General features: G+C 70.3%; 19 protein-coding genes. 9 read left to right on the forward strand and 10 right to left on the reverse strand.

Annotated elements, in window-relative coordinates:
* The first annotated feature begins 300 nt into the window (after nt 1-300).
* Nucleotides 301-1,575: a hypothetical protein gene (locus MHY49_RS05020; RefSeq protein ID WP_239202986.1), complete on the forward strand. Its 1,275-nt coding sequence runs from the start codon at nt 301-303 to the stop codon at nt 1,573-1,575.
* A 197-nt stretch (nt 1,576-1,772) separates the two neighbouring features.
* The gene (locus MHY49_RS05025; RefSeq protein ID WP_304502667.1) at nt 1,773-3,260 is read left to right on the forward strand and encodes a sulfatase-like hydrolase/transferase; all 1,488 of its coding nucleotides are present in this window, start codon (nt 1,773-1,775) and stop codon (nt 3,258-3,260) included.
* On the opposite strand, the gene MHY49_RS05030 is transcribed toward MHY49_RS05025, so the two are convergent.
* The 5 genes from MHY49_RS05030 to MHY49_RS05050 form a co-directional block, all read right to left on the reverse strand.
* On the reverse strand, nt 3,253-4,179 hold the full coding sequence (locus MHY49_RS05030) for a carbohydrate ABC transporter permease (RefSeq protein WP_239202988.1): 927 nt from the start codon (nt 4,177-4,179) through the stop codon (nt 3,253-3,255). The genes MHY49_RS05025 and MHY49_RS05030 overlap by 8 nt on opposite strands.
* Entirely contained in the window at nt 4,176-5,024 is an 849-nt protein-coding gene (locus tag MHY49_RS05035; RefSeq protein ID WP_239202989.1) for a carbohydrate ABC transporter permease, read from the reverse strand. Before MHY49_RS05035 ends, MHY49_RS05030 begins: the two co-directional genes overlap by 4 nt.
* A gap of 49 nt (nt 5,025-5,073) precedes the next feature.
* Nucleotides 5,074-6,357 carry a sugar ABC transporter substrate-binding protein gene (locus MHY49_RS05040; protein ID WP_239202990.1) on the reverse strand — a complete coding sequence of 428 codons (1,284 nt, stop codon included), beginning with the start codon at nt 6,355-6,357 and terminating at the stop codon, nt 5,074-5,076.
* A gap of 117 nt (nt 6,358-6,474) precedes the next feature.
* Nucleotides 6,475-7,890: an alpha-galactosidase gene (gene melA / locus MHY49_RS05045; protein ID WP_239202991.1), complete on the reverse strand. Its 1,416-nt coding sequence runs from the start codon at nt 7,888-7,890 to the stop codon at nt 6,475-6,477.
* Between the two features lie 180 nt (nt 7,891-8,070).
* Nucleotides 8,071-8,937, reverse strand: coding sequence for a DUF4232 domain-containing protein (locus MHY49_RS05050; protein WP_239202992.1), 867 nt, complete (start codon nt 8,935-8,937; stop codon nt 8,071-8,073).
* Between the two features lie 99 nt (nt 8,938-9,036).
* On the opposite strand from MHY49_RS05050, the gene MHY49_RS05055 reads away from it, so the two are divergent.
* The 6 genes from MHY49_RS05055 (at nt 9,037) to MHY49_RS05080 (ending at nt 16,337) form a co-directional block, all read left to right on the forward strand.
* Entirely contained in the window at nt 9,037-9,888 is an 852-nt protein-coding gene (locus MHY49_RS05055; protein ID WP_239202993.1) for a helix-turn-helix domain-containing protein, read from the forward strand.
* A 189-nt stretch (nt 9,889-10,077) separates the two neighbouring features.
* The gene (locus MHY49_RS05060) at nt 10,078-11,469 is read left to right on the forward strand and encodes an MFS transporter (protein WP_239202994.1); all 1,392 of its coding nucleotides are present in this window, start codon (nt 10,078-10,080) and stop codon (nt 11,467-11,469) included.
* A 17-nt stretch (nt 11,470-11,486) separates the two neighbouring features.
* A complete protein-coding gene (locus MHY49_RS05065; protein WP_239202995.1) occupies nt 11,487-13,484 on the forward strand; it encodes a hypothetical protein in 1,998 nt (665 codons plus the stop codon).
* Between the two features lie 12 nt (nt 13,485-13,496).
* A complete protein-coding gene (locus tag MHY49_RS05070) occupies nt 13,497-14,234 on the forward strand; it encodes a FadR/GntR family transcriptional regulator (RefSeq protein WP_239202996.1) in 738 nt (245 codons plus the stop codon).
* A gap of 229 nt (nt 14,235-14,463) precedes the next feature.
* Nucleotides 14,464-15,291 (forward strand): TIM barrel protein, encoded by an 828-nt coding sequence (locus MHY49_RS05075; protein ID WP_239202997.1) that lies wholly within the window; start codon nt 14,464-14,466, stop codon nt 15,289-15,291.
* A gap of 107 nt (nt 15,292-15,398) precedes the next feature.
* Entirely contained in the window at nt 15,399-16,337 is a 939-nt protein-coding gene (locus MHY49_RS05080; RefSeq protein ID WP_255719412.1) for a phosphogluconate dehydrogenase C-terminal domain-containing protein, read from the forward strand.
* A gap of 116 nt (nt 16,338-16,453) precedes the next feature.
* On the opposite strand, the gene MHY49_RS05085 is transcribed toward MHY49_RS05080, so the two are convergent.
* The 4 genes from MHY49_RS05085 to MHY49_RS05100 are packed head-to-tail and all read right to left on the reverse strand — an operon-like array spanning nt 16,454 to nt 20,650.
* Nucleotides 16,454-17,347 (reverse strand): carbohydrate ABC transporter permease, encoded by an 894-nt coding sequence (locus MHY49_RS05085; RefSeq protein ID WP_239202998.1) that lies wholly within the window; start codon nt 17,345-17,347, stop codon nt 16,454-16,456.
* Nucleotides 17,344-18,279 (reverse strand): carbohydrate ABC transporter permease, encoded by a 936-nt coding sequence (locus MHY49_RS05090; RefSeq protein WP_239202999.1) that lies wholly within the window; start codon nt 18,277-18,279, stop codon nt 17,344-17,346. Before MHY49_RS05090 ends, MHY49_RS05085 begins: the two co-directional genes overlap by 4 nt.
* Nucleotides 18,280-18,284: 5 nt before the next feature.
* Nucleotides 18,285-19,544 (reverse strand): ABC transporter substrate-binding protein, encoded by a 1,260-nt coding sequence (locus MHY49_RS05095; RefSeq protein WP_239203000.1) that lies wholly within the window; start codon nt 19,542-19,544, stop codon nt 18,285-18,287.
* Nucleotides 19,545-19,603: 59 nt separating this feature from the next.
* Entirely contained in the window at nt 19,604-20,650 is a 1,047-nt protein-coding gene (locus MHY49_RS05100) for a nucleoside hydrolase (protein WP_239203001.1), read from the reverse strand.
* Between the two features lie 327 nt (nt 20,651-20,977).
* Here MHY49_RS05100 and MHY49_RS05105 point away from each other — a divergent pair, with 327 nt between their 5' ends.
* Nucleotides 20,978-22,072 carry a LacI family DNA-binding transcriptional regulator gene (locus tag MHY49_RS05105; RefSeq protein WP_239203002.1) on the forward strand — a complete coding sequence of 365 codons (1,095 nt, stop codon included), beginning with the start codon at nt 20,978-20,980 and terminating at the stop codon, nt 22,070-22,072.
* A 57-nt stretch (nt 22,073-22,129) separates the two neighbouring features.
* On the opposite strand, the gene MHY49_RS05110 is transcribed toward MHY49_RS05105, so the two are convergent.
* Nucleotides 22,130-22,891, reverse strand: coding sequence for an SDR family NAD(P)-dependent oxidoreductase (locus tag MHY49_RS05110; protein ID WP_239203003.1), 762 nt, complete (start codon nt 22,889-22,891; stop codon nt 22,130-22,132).
* Nucleotides 22,892-22,949: the final 58 nt, after the last annotated feature.

Here is a 22,949-nt window from a genome sequence, read left to right on the forward strand (position 1 = left end):
GCGGGGAAGCGCGTCGGCGAGACGCGGGACCCCACCCCGAAATCCACAATATCGACGGGGAGTGCGGAACCTGCACAGCGCTTGGTACGTTCCTTAGAAGACACTGAGTGCACGGGGGCGACACACACCGGCGTCGCCGCGATAGAGGGGAATCGAATGATCCGCACCAGATACGGACGATCGGCGACAGCTCTCGCTGCTTTGGCTCTTATCAGCCCTCTTGCCAGCTGCAGCAATCCGACGTCGGATTGGACGTTCCAGGGAAGCGAGCTCGTCGATGTCGACGAGTCGCTCGATTCATTGACATCCTCCTTCCAGGACGCTGTCGCTGAGGAGGAGACGCCGTCGACCGTTCCGGACGAAGCCCGCTGCTACGTGCAGGTCAAGGGCGAGACCACGGTGGGCGAGGAGGTCGCGTGCGGGCCGATCCGCATGCTCGGCGACGAGGAGGACCGCTGGGTGGGGACGACGATCGTCGGCTCCCCCGCGAAGAAGGACAAGGTCAAGCTCGTCGCCGAGGACGCCGGAGACTTCTCCACGGTCGAGCCGGATGCGCAGGCCGAACTGCTCGACGCCAAGGGCAAGACCCCTCCGGATGATCTCGAGGTCTCCGCACCCGCAGCGCCGAAGGCGAAGGTCGGGGACTCGGTTCCCGCCGGTGAGGACTCCTCGCTCGGCGAAGACTCCCTGGAGGTCTCGACGCCCGACGCCGACTATTCCTTCAGCGCACTCGGCGTCTCCGACCATGCAGGGGACGGGGCCGACCGTGTGGACGCGCCCGAAGGCGGGTCGATCGTGACCGTCGATATGTCCCGAACCTCGAAGCCCGACGCCCCGAACGGCAACACGAGCGCGGCGACTCTGGTGGTGGCCGGCAAGAAGGTCGATATCCCGTCCGACGGCTCCAGCGCCGTTGCCGTCGACGGCGACGGCAAAGACGCCCAGGTGCAGATCGAGTACGACGGCAACGTCCAGAAGGTCTCCCTCGCCGAGAAGAAGCTGGTCGACGGGCACCCGTACACCGATCAGTCCTTCACCGCCGTGAATGCCCCCAAGGACGAGCTCATCGGTGATGAGAACAAGGGCGCGTCGACGTCCTATCAGTTCGACGTCAGCGGAGAGATCTCGTCCTGGAACGAGGAGGACTCCTGGGCATCGGAGGGCAAGGACCGTCTCGAGCTGCAGATCGGTTTCGACGAGAAGTCGAAGTACACGGAGGAGACGGACGGCTTCGGGGACACGCTCGTCTACGACGAGGACGTCAAGTATTCGGTGAAGGATCTGAAGATCACGGCCGACGGAAAAGACGTGAAGGTCGATGCCTCGTCGCTCAAGGTCAAGCCCCGGGCAGACGACGACTGGACCGGCAAGGACCAGCAGATCGCTGTGACTGCCGAGGTGCCGACGGGGACGAAGGAGCTCAAGGTCTCGGGCACCGTGTCGCGCTCGGGCACCTACGAGAAGTCCGACGTCAACGAGTACGCGATCGATGAGCTCAAGAACGAGCCCAAGACGCTCTCCAACGACCTCAAGCTGAAGGAGGTCACGCTGCAGCCCGGCCAGCAGGGCTGGTGATCCCGCCGCCGCCACGCCCCTGCAGGTCTCTGCGTCGTCGTTGATCTACAGGGGCTCGTGCGATCGGGGCCCGTCCTCACGGCCATCGATCCGTACCGGCGCCGGGTGCGAGGCATCTCGTGCCCGACGACGGGCCGACCCGTAGCATCTGCGGCGAGGCGCGGCGCCGATGCCGCACCGGAAGGACTCCCCGGCACATGCGCAGCGAACCGACCGCATCCCCAGCCCGCCCGAACATCCTGATCCTGATGACGGACCAGCAGCGCACCGGCTTCACCGCCGGCGCGGGCGGCCCGGACTCGATGCCCCGCGTGGATGCGCTGCTCGAGGACGGCACGCGCTTCGAGAGGGCGTACACGAGCGCTCCCGCGTGCGTCCCGGCCCGCACGAGCCTGCTCACCGGCCGTTTCCCCTCGGCGCACCGGGTGCGCCAGAACTCCACGCCCCAGCACGCCGTCTATTCGTCGGACCTGCTGGACGTGCTGCGTGGGCAGGGCTATCGGCTGCACTTCGCGGGCAAGCCCCACATGCACGCGCGGCCCGAGGACTTCGACGCCTACCACGGGCCGTTCATGCACGAGGGAGGCCCCGCGGACAGCGCCGAGGAGGAGGCCTTCGACGCCTGGCTGCACGAGCTGGACCACTCGGTCGCCCACGAGCCGGCGCCCTTCGCGCCGGAGGTGCAGCTGCCCTCCCGGATCATCGACGGGGCCATCCGGGATCTCGACGCGATGACCGGCGAGGACCCGTTCCTGCTGTGGGTCTCGTTCCCGGAACCCCACAACCCCTACCAGGTGCCCGAGCCGTACTTCAGCATGTTCGACCCCGCCGAGGTCCCCGACCGGACGGTCGGTCCCGAGGTCCTGGACCGGGTGGGGTGGAGGTTCCGCTGGCTGCACGCGCTCATCGAGGACAAGCGTCCCGGCTTCGACGCCGAATGGAGGCGACTGCGGGCGAACTATCTGGGGATGCTGCGGCTCATCGACGACCAGATCGGCCGGCTGCTGGACCGTCTGGGACCCGCGCTGGAGGAGACCGTCGTGATCGTGCTCAGCGACCACGGGGACCTCGTCGGCGAGTACGGCCTGCAGCGCAAGGGCGCGGGCCTGCCCGAGGCGCTGGTGCGCATCCCGCTGGGCGTCGCCGGCCCCGGCGTCAGCGCCCAGCGACGAGCGGAGCCGGTCTCGATCGTGGACGTGCTTCCGACGCTCTGCGAGCTGGTCGGGGCTCCGTTCCCGCCGGGTGTGCAGGGCAGGTCCCTGCTCCCCCTGCTCGAGGGCGAGGACGTGCCGGCCGAGGAGTTCTCCACGATGTACGCGGAGCACGGGTACGGGGGCGTCTCGTACGGCGAGCGGGACCGGCCGCCCCTGCACTTCCCCTACGAGGGGCGCTCCTTCGACGAGCTGAACTCGGTCACCCAGAGCGGCGAGATGCGGATGGTCGTGGACGGCCGGTACAAGCTCATCGCCGACGACCTCGGAACCTTCTCCCTCCACGACCTGCAGCAGGATCCCGCCGAGGTCCACGACCTGATCGACGACCCCGCGCTCGCCGAGGTGCGGGAGCGCCTGCTGCGTCGGCTCTCCCTGTGGATGATGCGCGTGGCCGACGACCTCCCCGTCGGCGCCTACCGGCCCCGGGAGGCCCCGCACAACTGGCGGTGGGCGGGTCGCGAGATCACTTGATCCCCGTGCTGGCGATGCCCTGCACGAACTGCTTCTGGAAGGCGAGGAACACGACCAGGATCGGCAGCACGGTGATCGAGGCGACCGCCATCACCGCACCCCAGGGAGAGGCGAAGGCGGGATTGTTGGTCAGCGTGGAGAGGGCGACCGGGATCGTCAGGTTCTCGTTGCCCTGCAGCACGACCATCGGCCACAGGAAGTCGTTCCAGCGCGCCATGAAGGCGAGGATCACGAGCACCCCGATCAGGGGACCGCACGTGGGCAGCACGACGGAGAAGAACGCCCGCAGCTCCCCCGCGCCATCGACCCGCGCCGCCTCCACCAGGGCATCGGGGACGCTCAGCATGAACTGCCTGGCGATGAAGATGCCCACCACGTCGAACGCGGTGGGAAGGATCACCGCGAGAGGCGAGTCGACGAGCCCGAGCCGGGCCACCACCAGGAACGACGGCACCAGCGTCACCTGGATCGGGATCATGATCGTGACCATGAATGCCGCGAAGATCAGTCCCTTGCCCCGGAAGCGGAACTTCGCGAGCGCGTAACCCGCACCGAGGGAGACCGCGACGGAGATCGCTGTGGTCACGCCCGCGATCAGGAGCGAGTTCTCGATCCATCGCCAGACGGGCTGGGTGGAGAAGACCTCCGCGTAGTTGGCCAGACTCGGGTGCGAGGGCCACAGGTAGAAGGCGGAGCTCTGCGACTGGCCTCCCGGCGTGAGCGCCGAGACCAGCATCCAGTAGAGCGGGAAGACCATCAGGAGGGCGAGCACGGCCAGCGCGGCCGCCAGCAGCCAGCTGCGCGGGCTCGTGACCCGGCGGCCGCCGACGCGTCCTCGGCCGCTCGATCGTGCCCGAGGGCGTGGGATCGTCCCGCGCTCCGTGGGTTCGATGGCCCCGGGAATCGTCGTCGTGTTCACAGGAAGCTCTCCGCTCTCTTGGACGCACGCTGCCTCAGCAGGGTGAAGATCAGCAGGATCGCGACCAGCACGAGACCGAGAGCCGCCGCGTAGCCCATGCGGGCGTCCTGGAAGGCGGAGCGGAACACGTACTGGATCAGCACTGTCGTGGAGAATCCGGGCCCGCCGCCGGTCATCACGTAGATGACGTCGAAGGCCTGCAGGGAGAAGACCACGTTGAGGATCAGCAGGATCGACGTGGTCGGGGTGAGCATCGGCAGGGTGATGGCCCGGAACCTCGCCCAGGGCCCGGCGCCGTCGATCGCGGCGGCCTCGCGCACCTCCGCGGGGATCGATTGCAGTGCGCCGAGGTAGATGACCATGCAGAAGCCGATGCGGGTCCAGACCACCACGATGATCAGGGTCAACATCGCCATCTTCGGCGACGTGAGCCACGGCAGGCGCTCGAGGCCGAGCATCTCGAGCGCGTTGTTGGCGACGCCGTAGTCGGTGTTGAAGATCCAGGACATGACCACGCCGACGACCACGCCGGCAGCGACCATGGGGACGAAGAACATGGCACGCAGCACCGAGCGTCCGGGCAGGGGCCGGTTCAGGGCGATCGCCAGCCCCAGGCCGATCACCATCGCCGTGGGCACCGTGCCCACGGTGAACACGAGCGTGTTCACCAGGGCCGTGCGGAACAGACGGTCGGAGCCGAGCTGGGCGAAGTTGTCCAGGCCCACCCATCTCCCCTCGCCGAGGGTCTGGGTGTCCTGGAAGCTGAGGGTGATCGCGATGATGATCGGCACCAGGGAGAAGGCGAGGAAGAGGATCGCGGCCGGTCCGACGAACACATAGGGCACGAGTCGCCCGCCACGGCGGGACGTCGGGGACCCTCCCCGGTTCAGGGCTTCAGCGCTGCGTGACACTGAGCATCGCCTCCATCATCTGGGCCGACGTCTCCTGCGGAGTGAGCTCGCCGAGCAGGCACAGATCCAGGTAGTCGCCGAAGACCGCGTTGAGGGAGCTGAAGAACTCCCCGGACTGCGCCTTCACCATCGACAGGGGGATCGTGGAGCCCTGGTCGATGAACTGCTGCATGACGTCGGTGTGGTCGGCGTACTCGATGGACTCCGCGTCGAGGGACGTCCGGGAGGGGATCCAGTTGCCGTTGTGGCAGAACTCCTGGATGGCATCCCTGCTGGTCAAATAGGCGACGAGCTCGGCTGCGAGCTCAGGGTTCTTCGAGGACCGGGTGACGGCGAGGGCATTCCCTCCGAGGTCGGAGGCCTCCCCCGAGTTCCTGATCATGGGGGCCGTCCCCCACTGCCCCTTCATGGTCTCGTCGAAGGCGGCGATGGCCTCGGGGTTCGTCAGCGCCATGCCGACCTGCCCCGTCAGGAACAGGTCGTGGTCGACGTGCCCTCCGCCCGACTTGCTCATGTTGCTCGGGCTGACGAGCCCCTTCTCGTACCAGCTGCGTCCGAAGGCGAGAGCTTCGATCGCTTCATCGGAGTCCATCGAGGGCGTCAGCCCGTCGTCCCCGAGGAAGGTGCCGCCGTTCTGGTAGATCAGCGGCATCCAGCGGTAGGCGGTGTCCGCGCCGCTCCACCCGTAGGAGAAGGCGTACCTGCCCGTGGCCTTCTTGATCTCCTCGGCGATCTCGAGGAACTGCTCCCAGGTCCAGGCATCCTCGAGGCGCTGCGGAGGCTCGACGCCGATGGTGTCCATGACCTCGCGGTCGTAGAACGTGATGAAGTTGTCGGTGTGCTGGAAGATGCCGAACAGGCCGTTCTCGCGCTGGCCGATGGCCCAGAACGGGTCGCTCCAGTCCTTCCGGTAGTCCTTCGGGACAGCGCCCGTGAGATCGACGAGACTGCCGTTGGCGGCATACCTGCCGATCTGCTGCGGGGTGATCCTGATGATGTCGGGAGCGAGATCCGCCGCCAGGCGGGTGATGAACCATTGGTGGAATGAGCCCGTGGTGACCTCCACGGACACCGACGTGCCCGGGTGGTCGGCGACGAACTCATCGGCGATCGCCTGATACGAGTCCAGATCGACGGGGATGTTCCACGAGCTCAATCTCAGGTGCGTCGCACCGGTGGCACCGCCGCTGCATGCGGCAAGCGCGCCGGTCATCGAGATGCCGGCCACGGCCAGGATCTGGCGACGCCCGATGTCGGGGGCTCTCACGCTGTCACTCTCCTTCGAGTCACGGCTGGGTGGGTCCGTCGGCCGATGCCCCAGAAGCACCGGCCGACGGGGCGGCGGACGCGGGACGAAGTGCGTCAGTCCCGCGTCACGCTGGTGTCAGCCCTCTGCGCCGCGCGGCTGCGCCGAAGGGCGCAGCTCCACCGGGAGCAGGTCGCGGTGCGCCTCGAGCAGCTCGGTCGTCATCGCGCGCGACTGCTCGAGCGTCAGCTGGGCCGACGTCAGGGGGTCGAGCGCCACGGCCTGGAACACGTTCTCGACGTCCCCCGTCAGCGCGGCGCGCACGGCGAGGGTCTGCACGTTGACGTTGGTGCGGTTCAGGGCCGCGAGCTGGGGCGGGAGGTCGCCGATGGAGGTCGGCTGCACCCCGCGGGCGTCGACGAGGCAGGGCACCTCGACGCAGGCGTCGGCCGGGAGGTTCGTGATCAGGGCGCCGCGGTTGGGCACGTTCCCGTGCACGACGCTGGGTGTTCCCGTGACCAGGGAGTTCACGATCTGCGCGCCGTACTCGACGCTCGGCGCGAGCTCGGCCTTCAACCGCTCGAGCTGGGCATCGATGTCGCCCTGGTCGTCGTGCGCGGCGCAGATCTCGAAGTAGTCCCAGCGCTCGGGGATGTACTCCTTCGTGGTCTCGGGGTCCTTGCGGAAGTAGGGAACGTATTCCGAGGCGTGGTGGCTCGACTCGGTCTGGAAGTACCCGAAGGTGTTCATGATCGAGGTGCGCACCTGTTCGTTGCCGCCTTCGTAGGTGCTGGCCGCCTCGGCCGCCTCGGAGTGGTCGCCGTCGTCGCCGGCGAGGTCGGCGGCGGCGCGGCCGGGCCGGTGCCGCTGCGCCATCACCTCGCGCAGCCGCGGGTAGAGGTCCTCCTGGCCGCGGAACAGCTCGAGCACCCACGCCTGGTGGTTGATGCCCGCGCAGCGGTAGGAGACCTCGTCGTAGGGGACCTCGAGGGTGCGGGCGAGCATCCGCGTGGTCCCCTGGACGCTGTGGCAGAGCCCCACGGTGCGCAGGCCCTGGGCATTGAGGTACGCGGTCGCCATGGCCATGGGGTTCGCGTAGTTGATGAAGGCGGCGTCGGGGCACACCTCACGGGCGTCCGCCGCGATCTCGGCGTACGCGGAGACGGAGCGCAGGAAGCGGAACACCCCGCCGGGGCCGACGGTGTCGCCGACGGCCTGGTCGATGCCGTACTTCCGCGGGATCTCGACGTCGTGCCGGTAGGACGGGATCCCGCCCACCTGGAAGGTGATGACGACGACGTCGGCGCCCTCGAGGGCCGCGCGCCGGTCGGTCGTCTCGTCGATCCGCGTGGCGAAGCCGTGATGGGCCACGAGGTCGCGGGCGGCCTGGGCGACGGGGCCGAGCTTCTCGGGCCGCACGTCCATGAGGCACAGCGTCGCGTCGCGCAGGGCGGGGAAGCTGAGGATGTCGCCGATCAGACGGAACGGGAACACGTACCCGCCGGCGCCGATGATGGTGATCTTGGGGGATGCGACGAACGTCTTCGTGGTCATGGGCCCACGCTATGGACGCACCACGGGGGAGGTCTCGCGGGATCGTGCGCCGTTCTTCCAGGATCCTTCGGTGCTGACCCGGATCCGTGGCCGTCGGCCCGCTTCCGCAGGTGCAGGCCCGGATCCCCGGTCGCCGGCCCGGATCCGCGGGCGCCGTCGCTCAGCGACGCGGCGGACCGGTCACTTCATCCCGTGCACCCCGTCGACGGTCAGCCAGTCGACGTCGCCCGCGCAGCCGTGCAGGCCGTCCTGCTCGACGTACGCCGCCTTCTTCGAGCCCGGCGCGTAGATGCGCCAGCCGTCGGCATCGGTCGCCTTGCACTCGTCGCCGAGGGGACCGCCGCCGTCGCCCACGTCGACCGCCTTCAGCGACGCCTCGGCGTGGCCGTTGGGGATCAGGACCGCGGCCTTGCCTGCCTGCCCGCGCTGCGCGGCCTTCCCGAGCTGGGTGCCGTTCCCGCCGCCGACGGCGGAGACGCCCGGATACCCGCCGATGCGGCAGGGGTCGTCGCCGGTGTTCGTGAAGGAGATGGTGTACATGACGCTCCCGGCCGCGGGGTCGCCCCGGCTGACGGAGACGTCGAGGTTCGAGGCGGTGCAGTCGGAGACCGTGTCGTTGCTGCCGCCGCCGTCGGCCTTGCCGGAGGCGGTCCCGGAGCCCGCTCCCTTGGAGGCGACCGAGGAGTCGTCGTCCGACGACCCCTTGTCCGACGACCCCTTGTCCGAGGATCCCTTGCTCGAGGGGCCGTCGGAGGAGTCGTCCGAGGGCGTCGAGGAGTCGGAGCTCGCGGACGAGGAGTCGTCCGACGACTCGTCGGAGGACCCGCCGGAGTCGGATGCGCCTCCGCCGTCGGAGGCGCCGTCGGCCGGCTCCTGGCTCGCTCCCCCGCCGTCGCTCGCCGCGGAGTCGCCGCCCTGCGCCGTGTCCGCGGAGCCGTCGTCGGACCCGTTCCCGCAGCTCGCCGCCCCGAGCGCGAGGAGCGCGGTCGCCGAGAGCGCGCAGGCGCTGCGGGTGATGGTGCGGATGCTCATGACGCTGCTGCGCATGATGTCGCCTCGATCCTTCTGCCCGTTGGGGCCTCGACGTTACGCCCCCGGGGCGTCCGGGCAGGCGTGCGGCCCGCGCGCGACGCCTACTGTGATGCCATGGCAGGCTCACCCGGCTCGAGGTCCGAGGTCGTCGCCGCGGACCAGGGACTGTGGTGCCGCCGCGGCGACCCGCCCGTCATGGAGACGATGCACCGGCACAACGACATCGAGATCAACGTGGTGGTGCGCGGGGAGCTGCGGTACCTCCATGCGGGGGCTCCGCTCATCGTCCGCGAGGGCCGGATCGCGATGTTCTGGGCGACCCAGCCGCACGGCCTCGTGGACTCCCGGCCCGGTGACGTGTGCTGGGTGCACGTCCCGCTCGGGACGGCGATGCGCTGGGGACTTCCCGAGGATGCGGTGGCCGCCCTGCTGCGCGCCCGGCCGCTGGTGATCGAGGCACCCGATCTGGTGGCGCGCTTCGCAGGCATGACGAGCCTCTGGCTCGAGGAGATCGGCGACCGCACCCGTGAGGAGTTCGCCCTGCTCGAGATCCGCGCCGCGCTGCTGCGGATCCTGCAGACGGAGACCGAGCACGCCTCCCCGGCCGGCCCGTCGGACGGCGGGAGGCGCGGCCTGACCGCCGAGCGCCTGGAGCACGTGCGCACGATGGCGCAGGTGGTGATGGACGGCTTCACGGAGGAGCTCGCCGTGGCCGACGTCGCGAGCGCGGTCCACCTCGCGCCCTCGCACGCGATGACGGTGTTCCGCCAGGCAGTGGGCGTGACCATCGGCGAGTACCTCACCATGTGCCGGGTCGCCGAGGCGCAGCGCCTGCTGATCACGAGCGACCTCACCACGGCGGAGATCGCCTCGGCCAGCGGATTCGGCTCGCTCAGCAGCTTCTACAGCCACGTCACGGCCGCGTGCGGCATGGCTCCGCGGGAGTACCGGCGGCTGGGGCGCTGACCCCTGCGCCGCTCCGCACTTCCCCACCCCACCATTGACCGGTCAACCGGTTGTGGTCTACGGTCTGGCCTGAGCCGCGGAGCCCCGCGACCTCAGCGCCCCTGCGGCCCCGAAGCGCCCCGCAACCCGCCGCGCCGAGGCCCCGCCCCGCGCGCCCGCCGCCGCACACCCACTCGACGAGGAGTCATCGTGGACTCACGCATCCCGCAGTCCGATCCGGCCACCGCTTCCCGTGCGCCGGTGGGCGACTCCCCCGTCGGCCCGCCTGCCGTCGGCCCCGGCTCGCTCGACACCGAGCCCGGCCGCCGGTACACGATCTACCTCGTGATCGTCGCGCTGCTGGGCTGGGCGCTCGCGGCCTACGACACCAACCTGTTCAACCTGACCATCGCGGACATCACCTCCGAGCTGGGCATCTCGGCCTCGGCGCTCGGCGTGATGGGCATGCTCGTCTACGCCGCGGAGTTCGCGATCGCGCTGTGGATGGGCCGCGTGATGGACGCCCGCGGCAGACGCTTCGCCTGGATGCTGTGCCTGATCGCGGCCGGCGTGTTCACGGGCCTGACGTTCTTCGTGCAGGGATTCTGGAGCCTGGTGCTGGTGCGCGCGCTGGCCTCGGGCTTCGCCAACGCCGAGCTCGCGGTCTCCGTGACGCTCGTGAACGAGCAGGTTCCAGCGCGGCGCCGCGGCATGCTCTACTCGATCGTCCAGTCCGGGTACACCGTGGGCGTGTTCATGGCCTCGGGGATGTACCTGCTGGTCTCGGGCCTGGGTTGGCGGGCCGTGTTCCTCTTCGGCGTGCTGCCGCTCGTGCTCGTCGCGATCGCCCGCGCGAAGGTCCGCGAATCGCCCCGCTACCTGCACATCCGCTCTCTGCGCGCAGCGCTCGGCCGCGGGGACGACGCGGAGATCGCTCGCCTGCAGCGGGTGATGCCCGTGGACGTCTCCCAGCTCGAGAAGGGCACGTTCCGCCAGCTGTTCTCGGCCGCCGGCGGGGTGCGGCGCACGGCCGTGAGCCTCTCGGTCACCTGGCTGCTGTACGGCATGTCCTATGTCGCCACGAACATCTACCTCGCCTACTGGATGGCCGAGGTGAAGGGCTGGGCGTCCTCCGCAGTCGCCGCGCTGCTCCTCGTCGGCGGCGCCGCCGGCGTCGTGTTCTACCTGGTGGGCGGGCTCCTGGGCGAGCGCTTCGGCCGACGCTCCGTGCTCATCGGCTCGGCGGCGGCGATCGCCCCGCTCGCGCTGATCATCCTGGTCTCGGACCGCTCGAGCGTCCTGCTGGTCGCGATCTTCCTGCTGTTCCAGGCCACCAACGGCACCTGGTCGGGCGTCGGCTACACCTACCAGGCCGAGGTCTACCCGACCCGCGTGCGCGCGCTCGGCGTGAGCTGGATGAGCGGCATGCTCGTGGGAGGCTTCATGCTGGGCAGTCTGCTGTGGGCGATGCTCACCGCGACCACCTCGCTGACCAGCACGTGGATCATCATCGCCGTGGTCCTCGGCGCCGCCCAGGCCGTCTCGACGCTGTTCCTGCCCCGGGTCGCGCCCGGCCAGGAGCTCGAGGCGATCGCCCGCTGACCCGAGGGAGAGACGTTATGACCGACGGAGCAGAGCCCATGGCCGACGCGCCCTCCGCACCCGGCGCCCCCAGCTCCCCCAGCGGAGGGACGATCGCCGATGCCCGCACGGCGCACCGCCTCGGACCCTGGTCCCTGCGCTGCGAGGGCGACGAGATCAGCGAGATCGCCTGGCGCGGCACGGTGCTGCTCGAGTCCGTGCGGCCCGCGCTGCGCGACCGCGACTGGGACACCGTGGCCCCGCAGGTTCTCGAGGAGGAGTGGACGGACCCCGGGGCCGACGAAGCGCTCTCCCCCGATGTCGCCCCGCAAATGACCCGCACCCTGCGCGTGCGATACGACGGCGCGGGCGGCGAGGCGAGCGCCGTCTCAGTGCTGACGGTGACGCCCGAGCGTCTGAGCCTGCACTTCACGATCACTCCCGATGTCGGGCTGACCACGAACCGCGTGGGCCTCACGGCGATGCTCCCGCGGGCGATGGCGGGCGACGACGCGGTCGTGACCACCGTCCGCGGTGATCGGCGGGACTTCCGGTTCCCCCGACAGATCTCCCCGTGGCAGCCGCTGTTCGACATCCGAGCCCTCGACCTCGACCACGCCGGGGAGCGAGCGCGTCTCGAGCTGCTCGGCGACGTGTTCGAGATGGAGGACCAGCGGAACTGGACCGACGCGAGCTTCAAGATCTACTCGCGGCCGCTCGCCCTGCCCTTCCCCTACGAGGTCGCCGCCGGCGAGAGCGTCACCCAGGAGATCACCCTGGTCCCGGAGCCTTCGGTCGCTGCGCCCCAGGCCGCGCCGGGCCAGGCCGCCTCGGCGCAGTCCTCGCTGACACCGACCGCCCCGACGCAGCCCGCTCGTCGCCCGTCCGCGCCGGCGCACCTGGCGGATCTGCTCGCGGCGTCCACCCCGTGCACCTTCCCGCGCCTGGGTCTGGGCGCCACCACGGAGGCGGCGGCGGTGCGCAGCGGCGGTCCGCTGCCGATCTCGGCAGACGCCGGATTCGACCACCTGATGGTCGAGGTCAGCGAGCGGTTCGGCCCCGAATGGGTGCTGGCCGCGGCGGCCCGAGAGGCCGCCGCGACGGGCCTGCCCGTCGACCTGCGGATCATCGCCTCCGAGCGCACGGACATCCCCGGACTCCTCGCCGCGGCCGACGCGGCGGGCCTGCCCGTGCGGCGGATCGGCATCGTCGACGAGGCGCGGCACGTGACGACGGCCGAGCTCTGGGAGCGCCTGCGCACCGCCTGCCGGGAGCGCGACGCGGAGCTCGTGGCGGGCTCGCGCACCCACTTCACGGAGCTGAACCGCGAGGTTTACGCGATCCCCGGCGCGGAGCTCCTCTCCTTCCCCTCGACGCCGCAGATGCATATGCGCGAGAGCTGGCACGTGGTCGAGAGCGTGGCCGCGCTCGGTGACGTGCTCGTCTCGGCGCGGATGCTGCGGCCGACGGCGCGGCTGCACCTCGGTCCGCTCACGCTGCGCCCGCGGGTGAACGCGGTCGCGACGCAGGCGGAGCTCGTCGACCGCGCAGACGAGACCGGCTGGGGCGCGCACCTCGTGCCCGGCAGCACGGATCCCCGGCAGCGCACCGCCTGGGCGGCCGCCTGGGCCGCCGCCGCGCTCGCGGAGGCCGCGCACGCCGGCGTCGAGACGGTCACCCTGGGCGAGCTCGCCGGTGCGCGCGGCGTGCTCACGGACAGTCCGGAGTCTCCTCCCACGCCGCTGGGCGAGCTCCTCGTCGACCTCGCGGCCTGGTCGGGACGCGAGGTGCGCGTGCTCCGCGCACCGGGCGGCCCCGGCACCGTCCTGATCACCCGCGGAGAAGAGGTGCTGCTGGTGAACGCCCGCCTCGAGGACTGGGTGGCGGCGGAGGACGCGGGTGAGGGCGAGTCTCTGCGCGTGCCCGCGGGCACCGTGCGTCGCATCGTCGCCTCGGCTGCCGGCGAGGCGACGCCCGGGGCGCGGAACCCCGCGCAGCGCCGCGCGGATGGGACCGGTCCTGGGCCGACGGCTTGATACCTTCACCTCATGCCCGCCTTCTCCGACAGCGCCTCCGACGCGATCGCATCGTCGCTGGCAGCAGTGCCCGCCGGCACCCCTGTCTCCGAGGTCGCACGTCGGCTGCTGGAGCTCCTGACCGGCGGTGACGTCGCCCCCGGCACGCGCCTGCCCCCGGAGCGCCAGCTCGCGACCTCGCTCGGCGTGGGCCGCTCGGCGGTGCGCGAGGCCCTCGCGGCCCTCGAGATCCTGGGGATCGTCGACGTGCGGCCGGGATCGGGCACCTACCTGCGCGGATCCGCGAGCGACCTGCTCCCGCAGACCCTGAGGTGGGGCCTGATGATCGGCAAGCAGAACACCGACCAGCTCAACGAGCTGCGCGCGGGGCTCGAGAGCTATACGGCGCGTCTGGCGGCCGACAGGATCTCGACGGAGCAGCTCGAGACGCTGCGCGGGACCACGGCGACCATGGCCGAGAGCCTCGAGGACCTCAAGGCCTTCGTCGCGGCCGACGCCGCCTTCCACGAGGTGCTCGCCACCGCGGCCGACAACGCCATGCTCACCGATCTGCTGCAGGTCACCCGCAGTCTGCTGCGCGTCTACAACGACCGCGCCGTGCGCGACCGCGAGGACATGGAGGCCGCCCACGCGGAGCACGCGAAGATCCTCGCCGCCCTCGAGGAGGGCAACGGCGAGCGCGCGGCCTCGGCGATGGTCGCGCACATGGCGACCGCTCGCGACCGGATCCTCGAGGCCACCGAGGACTGAGGTCGGCGCGCGGGGCCGCACAGGCCCGCGGACGTCGTCACACGAGCCGCCGAGGCCGGCGTTCCGACTCCGAGAGCCTCCCAGCCCTCAGCTGGAGCCCGTCCTCGGCTCTCACTGTTGCTCAACCGGTTGACCAATATGCGCTCCCGCGCCTACGCTGGACCCATCACGACCGCGGGCGGTGCACCCTCCCCCGCGCCACGACGAGGTGAGGCGAGAGGTGACGCGAGTGGCCCAGGCCAGCAGTTCTGAGCGCCGGATGGACATCGGCATCGGCAGCTACGCCCTGTTCTGGGAGGGCAGCGAGCGCAATCCCGATCGCCTCGGCATCGCGGACATGATCGACCGTGCCGCGCAGCTGGACTGCGACGTCTTCCAGATCTGCGACGACGCCCGCATCGAGGACGCCGACGCCGACGAGCTCGCCGCCCTGCGCGAGCGCGCCGCACGGCACGGCCTGCGCCTCGAGCTCGGCACCCGGACGATCGATCCCGACCACCTCGCCCGGTACGTCGCGATCGCCCGTGCCCTCGATGCGCGCGTGCTGCGCTCGATGATCCAGACCCATGAGGTCTCCGGAGGCATCGAGCAGGCGGTCCTCGCCCTGCGCACCACACTCCCACTGCTCGAGTCCGCCGGCATCGCCCTCGCGCTCGAGACCTACGAGCAGCTGCCCACGGAGGACCTGCTGCGGGTCGTGCGCACCCTGGACTCCCCGCTCGTGGGGATCTGCCTGGACCCCGGCAACTGCGTCTCCGCGCTCGAGCACCCGGACGACGTCATCGACGCCGTCGCCCCCTTCACCCTCGACCTGCACGTCAAGGACTTCCACTTCGCCCGCCAGGAGGGCTGGGTGGGCTTCACCTTCTCCGGCGCCCGCATGGGCGAGGGCCTGCTGGACCTCGATCACGAGCTCGACGCCGTCTACCGCGAAGGCCGACGCCCGGCCGCGATCGCCGAGCACTGGCTGCCGTGGCAGGGCGATGCCGCCACCACGATCGCCCGTGAGCGCGACTGGACCGAGGCGACGCTCGCCGCCCTGCGCGCACGCCGATGACCCGTCGGCCCGCGCCGCAGGCCCTCCCCGTCGGCCCGCGGCCCCGGCCCCTTCGACCACTCGACCACTCCACCACCGACTCATCCACCACCGACCAGGAGGACCCCATGACCACCACCGACAGCCGCGAGCTGAACCCGCTGAAGGGCAAGAGCGTCGAGCTCGATCCGAGCCTCACCGTCGCCGTCGTCGGCGCCGCCGGGAAGATGGGCACGCGCGTGTCCAACAACCTCAACCTCACCGACGCGACGATCCACTACTGCGAGTCCTCCCCCTCCGGCATCGAGCGCGTCGAGGCGCTGGGCCGCACCGTGAGCGACATCGACGAGGTCGCCGGCGTGTGCGACGTCGTCATCCTCGCCGTGCCCGACGTGGTCCTCGGGAAGGTCTCCGAGCAGGTCGTGCCGAAGATGAAGGCCGGCTCGGTGCTGCTCACCCTGGACCCCGCCGCCGCCTACGCGGGCCTGCTCGCCACCCAGGACGGCGTGCTCCAGGCGTGCGCGCACCCGGCGCACCCCTCGGTGTTCCTCGAGCGCACCAGCGCCGAGGAGTGGGCGGACACCTTCGGCGGCATCGCCGCCCCGCAGGAGGTCGTCGCCGCCCTCGAGGGCGAGGAGGACGCCTCGGCCGGGGCCGACGGCGAGCGCGCCGCCGCGAAGAAGCGCGTCGAGGACGTCATCCGCGCGATCTACGCCCCCGTGATCGGCGTGCACTGGGTGACCGTCAAGCAGCTCGCCCAGCTCGAGCCCACGCTCGTGGAGACCACCGGCTGCATGATCGGCCAGTTCCTCAAGGACTCCATGGACTACGCGATCAACGAGCAGGGCATCCCCGAGGACGCCGTGAAGGCGATCTTCTACGGGCACATCTTCATCTCGCTCACCAACGCCCTGCGCGGCTCGAACCCGTTCTCCGACGCCTGCCTGCTGGCGATGGACTACGGCCGCGAGTCGATCATCCGCGAGGACTGGCAGAAGATCTGGAAGGACTCCGAGCTCGACTCCGTCATCGCCAAGATGCTGAAGATCGACGCCGTGAAGCGCTGATCCGGCCGGATCGGCCGACGAGAAGGGCCGCCCTCGAGAGAACTCTCGAGGGCGGCCCTTCCGCTGAGCGCCGGGAGCGCGCGAGGCCCGATCGGCCCCGCGCGACCGGTCGACCGCTATCCCTTCACAGCGCCAGCGAAGGCACCCTGCACGAAGTAGCGCTGGAACAGCAGGTAGACCAGCAGCACCGGGATCGCCGACATGAAGATGAAGGCGTTCAGCGGCCCGTAGTCGGTGCCCCACTGGGTGGAGAAGGACTGCACGGCCAGCGGGATCGTGTAGTTGTCCTGGGAGATCAGCAGCGTGGTCGCCATCGCGTACTCGTTCCAGGTGGCCACGAAGTCCAGCACGAACAGGGCCGCCAGCGCGGGCTTGGCGAGCGGCAGGATGATCTGCCAGAAGATCCGGAAGGTCGAGGAGCCGTCGATGCGGGCGGACTCCTCGAGCTCCTCGGGCACGCTGCGGAAGAAGCCGTAGAGCACGAAGATCTGGTACGGGATGCCGAAGGCCAGGTAGGGCAGCACGAGCCCGAGCCGGGAATCCAACAGGTGCGCGCTGAGCATCGTGGAGAACAACGGGCCCAGCCCGATCTGCACGGGGATCATGGAGCCGATCGCGATCAGTGCGAGCAGGATCCGCGCCCCGCGGAAGCGGATCCGCGAGAGGGCGAACGCGGCGGCGGCCGCGATGACCAGCCCGAGCGGCACCTTGATCAGGGCGATCAGCGCACTGTTGCCCGCGGTCACCCAGAGATTCCCGATCTCCACGGCGCTCGCGTAGTTCCCCCAGGCCCAGTCCGTGGGCAGGCCCCACATGGGCAGCTCGTTGATGTCGGTCTTCGACTTCACCGAGGTGAGGAACATCAGCAGCATGGGCACGAACCAGATCAGCGCGGTCACGCCGAGCGCGAGCCAGAGCCCGATCCCGACCCAGTCGCGCGGCTTCTCGCGCTCGCGCACGGGAGCAGCCGTCCTGCGGGTCGCCGCCCGCGTCGTCGTCATCGCGGTCATGACTCGTCACCTCTCATCGACCAGGCCATGTAGGGGATCACGAGGGCCAGGGTGACCAGCAGCAGCACGGTCGCCACGGCGCCGCCCATGCCGTACTCGTGGTTGGTGAACGACTGGGTGTAGGACCACAGCGCGAGCACCTGGGTGGACTGCGCGGGCCCACCGCCGGTGAGGCCGACGACGAGGTCGAACACCTTGAGCGCGTTGATGATCGTGAGGATCACGACCACGACTGTCGTCGGCCGCAGCGCCGGGACCGTGACGGTGCGGAAGCGCTGCCAGGCGCCCGCGCCGTCGAGCTTCGCGGCCTCCACGAGCTCCAGGGGGACGCTCTGCAGACCCGCGAGGAACAGCACCATCGAGAACCCCACGGCCTGCCAGATGTTCGCCACGAAGATCGAGGCGAGCGCGAACTGGGGGTCGCCCAGCCAGGACTGTGCGAGGTCGCCCAGTCCCACGGCGCGCAGGAGCTGGTTCACGAACCCCAGGGTCGGGTTGTAGATCCATCGCCACATGGCGGCGACAGTGATCGAGGCGAACACCGCGGGGATGTAGAAGACGGCGCGCATGAGGTTGCGCCCGAGCATCCGCCGGTTCAGCCCGAGGGCGAGCAGGAGGGCGATCACGGTGGGCACCAGCAGGGAGGCGATCACCCAGATCACGGAGTTGCGCAGCGCCGTCCAGAACACGGGGTCGGCGGTGAACAGGCGCACGTAGTTCTCGAGCCCCACGAACTCGGGCTTCTCGATGCGGAAGCCCGACCACTCGAAGAACGAGAGGCGCACGGCGTCGATCATCGGGTAGACGAGGAACACGGCATAGAGCACGAGGGCCGGTGCGAGGTAGGGCAGGGCGAGGCGGAATCGGCGGTGCGGAGGGACCGTGCGGGTCTGTCTCCCGCGCGCGCCGGTGCGGGCGTCGGTGGTCGTCATCGGTCTCATCCCTCCTGCTCGCGGAACCGCTGGAACGTCGTCCCGGCGTCGGCCGGGTCCATGTCCCCGGTGAGGACGGCGTTCTGGATGCGCCAGAACTCGGTGGTCTGCGCGGTCGAGAAGTTCTGGTCGTTGTTGGCGAACATGCCGCCGTCGACGTCCTCGAAGATCTGCGCCCACACGGGGTTCAGAGGGTTGTCCTCGTCCACGGGCATCGAGGCGTTCACGGAGATCGCCGACCAGGCGTCGCCAGCGATCTTCTGGCCGTCCTCGGAGGTCATGAAGTCGAGGAAGCGGGCGGCGAGATCGGATTTCTTGGTGTTCGCGCTGATGTAGAACGCCTCGCCGAAGCCGTAGAGGCGGTTGGTGCCGGTGGGGAACGGGAAGATGCCGACGTCGTCGGGGTCCATGCCGTTGTCCACGACGGAGGCGTTGAACCAGGTGCCCTCCAGTGCCATCGCGGCCTTGCCGGTGAAGAAGAGCTGCGAGGAGTCATCGTTGTTGATGCCCATGAAGCCGTCGTTGAGGTATTTCTTCCCCCATGTGCGCAGCTCGGTGAAGGCCTCGGTGACGGCGTCCTCGCTCCCCCAGTCCCCGTCGCCCGTGGTCAGTGCGTCGTTGAGCTCGGCTCCGCAGGTGGTCTCGAGCAGGCAGTCCAGCAGGCGCATGACGTGCCAGTTCACGGTGCCGCCGAACTCGATGGGGGTGATGCCGGCCGCCACCAGGGCGTCGGCAGCGGCGATCAGCTCGTCGTACGTGGTCGGCGGGCTGCCGACCCCCGCCTTCGCGAACAGCGATTTCGAGTAGTAGAGCCCCTGGCCCTGGAAGGTCCACGGGACGCCCTGATAGCCGCCGTACTGGGTGATGCCCGCGAGGGCCGCGTCGGTGAAGCGGTCTTTCCATCCCAGGCGCGTGTAGTCGTCGCTCAGATCGCGGCTCATGCCGACGTCCACGAGCTCGCCGCCGAGACCGGAGCCCTCCCAGTACCAGTAGATGTCGGGCACCAGGTAGGTGCCGGCGAACTGGCGCAGGGCGTTCTTGTGGTCGTCGGTCGAGCGTTGCTCGAGGGTGATCGACGTGCCCGGGTTCTGCTTCTCGAAGGCGCTGATGAGTGCCTGGATGGTGGTGCCCTGGGCTCCGTCCTGGGTCACCATCCACAGGGAGAGGTCGTCGGGCCCTGAACGGGCGCAGCCGGCGGCGCCGAGCAGCGCGGCTCCCGCCACGGGGATCGCCGCGAGGGCGCGGCGTGGAAGTGCATGGTGCATGGGTGGTCCCGTCTCTTCGTCGAGGGGAGGGTGGATGCGGTCGGGCCGGCCCGCGTGGGTCAGGCGGAGGCCTGCCAGTCGCTGAACTCGCGGAGCTTGAGGAAGAGGTCCTCGAACATCAGGCGCACGTCGACCTGGGTGAAGACCCGCATCGGGCGCGCGTCCGGGCGGGGTGTGTAGGACCCGTCGGCCTCGAGGATCGGCGTCGGCATCACGACGTGCCTGCTCGAGGAGCTGTCGGCCTCGAAGATCGACTGGAGGGCGGTGAGCAGCACGAGCGGCGAATCGCCGAGGGCGTAGGTCTCGGCGGGGCCGCGGCCGGCGTCTGTCGTCGCCTGCACCACGAGCATCGTCTCGTCGTAGAGATAGCGCCCCAGCGGGCCGGCGGTGGCCACGCGGATCCGCAGCTCGGCGTCGGAGACCAGGCACTGGCGGTAGACGTCCCGGGGGACCTGCCAGATCGGGATCCGGGTGTCGTTGAAGACGACGCGCGCGGCGAGGGGGTCGATGAGCAGGTTGTACTCGATCGGCATGGCGTCCGGCGGCGGGTACGCGATGCCTTCGTGCTCGTTGCCGCCGATCCAGATGAGGGTCATCCGCTCGGCGATGCGGGGCTCGATCAGGAGCGCGGACGCGAGGTCGGTGAGGCCGCCGCCGGCGACGTAGTAGAGCGGCTGGTCGGTGTCCTCGCGCAGGGCCTCGGCGATGATCCTGTCGACGGCCTCACCCCGGTACGGGGAGTCGGCGTCGTCGAGTGCCTGAGGGGCACCCGTCACCAGCACCTCGGTGGAGACCAGGCCCATGCGGGCGAAGACGTCCTCGGCGACGCGCAGGGCATTGGCCGAGGTGTCGGGGCCGGGATCGAAGCGGTCGCCCTCGCGAAGGTGCGAGGCGATCACGGCACGGATCTCCGTGTTCGGGGAGAGGACATGGTGGACGAGCTGGAAGAGGTCGTCCGGATCACCCGAGAAGTCGTTGTCGATGATCACCCGGCAGCGCGCGCCTCCGGGTGTGGGCAGCTGCTGCCAGGGGGTCTCGCCCAGGCGCCAGCGGGCGTTGACGCCATGGTTCTCAGGAGTGGTGGGCGCGGCGGGGATGCGTGTCATCGTCGACCTCTTAGGTGGGTGAGCGGCGGGCGAGGGGAAAGGAGTCCCGGAACGTAGTGCGATCCGAAGATCGGTGACGGCCTCGTGACCTGTGCGGATGACCAATCAGCGGACATCCGGTTGATAGGTTATCGGTAACACATGTGATCGGTCACCTATCGTAGCGACGTTCCGCCGAAGCGCAAGAGGGCGGCGCGGACGGATCCGACGGCCGTCACGAGCAGCCCCGTCCCCGGGGCCGTTCCCAGCACCGCGGAGCGACCGTCGAGGGCCCTCAGGAACGGTGGTAGCTTCGTGCCGACGACAGGCCTCGGGAACGGAGATCAGGTGGCACGGAGCTCCAGCTCGCGGCCGAGCATGGCGGACGTCGGCCGGCTGGCGGAGGTCTCCGCACAGACCGTCTCCCGCTACTGCTCGGGCACCGGATACGTGGGCGAGGCGACCGGCGCGCGCATCGCCGCGGCCATCCAGGAGCTCGGCTACGTCCCCAACCGCGCCGCGGGAACGCTGCGCGCCGGTCGCACGGGAACCCTCGGAGTGCTCACCATCGGGGAGCTGAACTACGGCAGCGCGCAGATCCTCACCGGCCTCAGCCGCACCGCACGCGAGCTGCACCAGACGCTGATGATCGCCGAGATCGACACCGACTTCGAGGCCACGGGCTGGCGGGATGAGGTGCGCCGCACGATCGACCACTTCCTCTCCGCACCGGTCGACGGGATCGTGGTCTCCACAGCCATCCCCGGCGTGGACGCCGAACTCGATCGAGCGCGCTCACGCGTGCCGGTCGTGAACCTCTCGCGGCGCCTCACTCGGGCCCAGGCCGAGGGGTCGCCGCCCCCGGGCGGCGACGGGGCGCCGTCGGCCGTCGGATTCGAGGCCACCCGTCACCTCATCGATCTCGGGCACGAGCGCATCCTGCACGTGGCGGGACCGCGCACGCGCAACGAGGCCCGCGATCGCGAGGCCGGGTACCGGGACGCGATGGAGCAGGCGGGACTCGTCCCGCGTGTGCTCTCCGGCGCGGCCGACTGGTGGGCCTGGTCGGGCGCCGCCGCAGCCGGACAGGTGACAGGCGACGGGACCACGAAGGATTCCGCACACCTGGACTTCACAGCCGTGTTCGCCGCGAACGACGAACTCGCCCTGGGCTTCATGAGCGCCCTGCGCACGCGCGGCTTCGAGGCACCGCAGGACTACTCGATCGTGGGCGTGGATGACATGCCCGCCGCCGCCTACCTGCAGCCGCCGCTGACGACGATGCGGATCGACTTCCTCGCCGTCGGCGAGCAGGCTCTGCGGCGGCTCCACCACGTGATCACCGCGGGCAACGAGGACGGCGGCGACGGAGAGGGCCCAGCCTCGCCCATCCTCCCCGAGCTCGTCGCGCGCGCATCGACCGCTCCCCTGCCTCGGCACTGAGCACCGAGGTCTGAGCTACGCCCCGGCCAGCACGACGTCAGTCCGCATCCGCGCCGGTCACAGCGAGGTCATGCCGCCGTCCACGCGGAAGATCGCTCCGGTGGCGAAGCTGGACTCGTCGCTCGCGAGGTAGACCATGATGCCGGTGACGTCGTCAGGGGTGCCCGCGCGGCCGAGCGGTGTGCGTCCGACGATGCCCTCACGGGCGCCCGGATCCTCGGAGATGGTGGTGACCAGCGATGTCTCCGTGTATCCGGGGACCACGGTGTTCACGCGGATGTTGTCGCCCGCGTACGCCATCGCGGTCGCGCGCACGAGGGAGTGGATGCCGCCCTTCGTGGAGCTGTAGGCGGCGAAGTCGGCGCCCTCTCCGTTCAGGCCCGTGGGGCTGCCGGTGCAGATGATGGAGCCGCCGCCGGAGGCGAGCAGCGCGCGCACGCCGTGCTTGACGGTGAGGAAGGTGCCGGTGAGGTTCACCGCGAGGGTCCTGTTCCAGGCCTCGAGCGGCACGTCGGCGGTCTTCGCGTCCTGGCCGAACAGCTGCACGCCGGCGTTCGCGACGATGACATCGGGCGAGGCGCCGCGCGCGGTGAGATCCGCGTACGCGGCCTCGACGCTCTGCTCGTCCGAGACATCCATGCGCACGGCCTGGGAACCGGACGCGTCGGCCGCCTCGCGGGCCGCCCGCTCGTCGATGTCGGCGTAGGCCACGCGCGCGCCCTCCGCCGCGAAGCGGTCGGCGATCGCGCGGCCGATCCCGGAGCCGGCGCCCGTGACCAGAGTGGTCCTGCCGTCGAGGCGCGGGGTGGTGGGTGTCATCGGTCCTCCATCGTCGGGGGTGCGGGCGGGCGGCCGGTCGACGGCTCGGGCACCAGCA

Origin of the sequence: Brachybacterium sp. ACRRE, from assembly GCF_022346485.1 — a bacterium.
GTDB lineage: Bacteria > Actinomycetota > Actinomycetes > Actinomycetales > Dermabacteraceae > Brachybacterium > Brachybacterium halotolerans.

What these genes read in the sequence shown, in the direction of transcription:
- MHY49_RS05050 (WP_239202992.1), bottom strand. Translation starts at nt 8,937, where the DNA reads ATGCGCAGCAGCGTCATGAGCATCCGCACCATCACCCGCAGCGCCTGC.
- MHY49_RS05085 (WP_239202998.1), bottom strand. Translation starts at nt 17,347, where the DNA reads ATGACCGCGATGACGACGACGCGGGCGGCGACCCGCAGGACGGCTGCT.
- MHY49_RS05025 (WP_304502667.1), top strand. Translation starts at nt 1,773, where the DNA reads ATGCGCAGCGAACCGACCGCATCCCCAGCCCGCCCGAACATCCTGATC.
- MHY49_RS05055 (WP_239202993.1), top strand. Translation starts at nt 9,037, where the DNA reads ATGGCAGGCTCACCCGGCTCGAGGTCCGAGGTCGTCGCCGCGGACCAG.
- MHY49_RS05100 (WP_239203001.1), bottom strand. Translation starts at nt 20,650, where the DNA reads ATGACACGCATCCCCGCCGCGCCCACCACTCCTGAGAACCATGGCGTC.
- MHY49_RS05080 (WP_255719412.1), top strand. Translation starts at nt 15,399, where the DNA reads ATGACCACCACCGACAGCCGCGAGCTGAACCCGCTGAAGGGCAAGAGC.
- MHY49_RS05065 (WP_239202995.1), top strand. Translation starts at nt 11,487, where the DNA reads ATGACCGACGGAGCAGAGCCCATGGCCGACGCGCCCTCCGCACCCGGC.
- MHY49_RS05110 (WP_239203003.1), bottom strand. Translation starts at nt 22,891, where the DNA reads ATGACACCCACCACCCCGCGCCTCGACGGCAGGACCACTCTGGTCACG.
- MHY49_RS05070 (WP_239202996.1), top strand. Translation starts at nt 13,497, where the DNA reads ATGCCCGCCTTCTCCGACAGCGCCTCCGACGCGATCGCATCGTCGCTG.
- MHY49_RS05090 (WP_239202999.1), bottom strand. Translation starts at nt 18,279, where the DNA reads ATGACGACCACCGACGCCCGCACCGGCGCGCGCGGGAGACAGACCCGC.
- melA (WP_239202991.1), bottom strand. Translation starts at nt 7,890, where the DNA reads ATGACCACGAAGACGTTCGTCGCATCCCCCAAGATCACCATCATCGGC.
- MHY49_RS05095 (WP_239203000.1), bottom strand. Translation starts at nt 19,544, where the DNA reads ATGCACCATGCACTTCCACGCCGCGCCCTCGCGGCGATCCCCGTGGCG.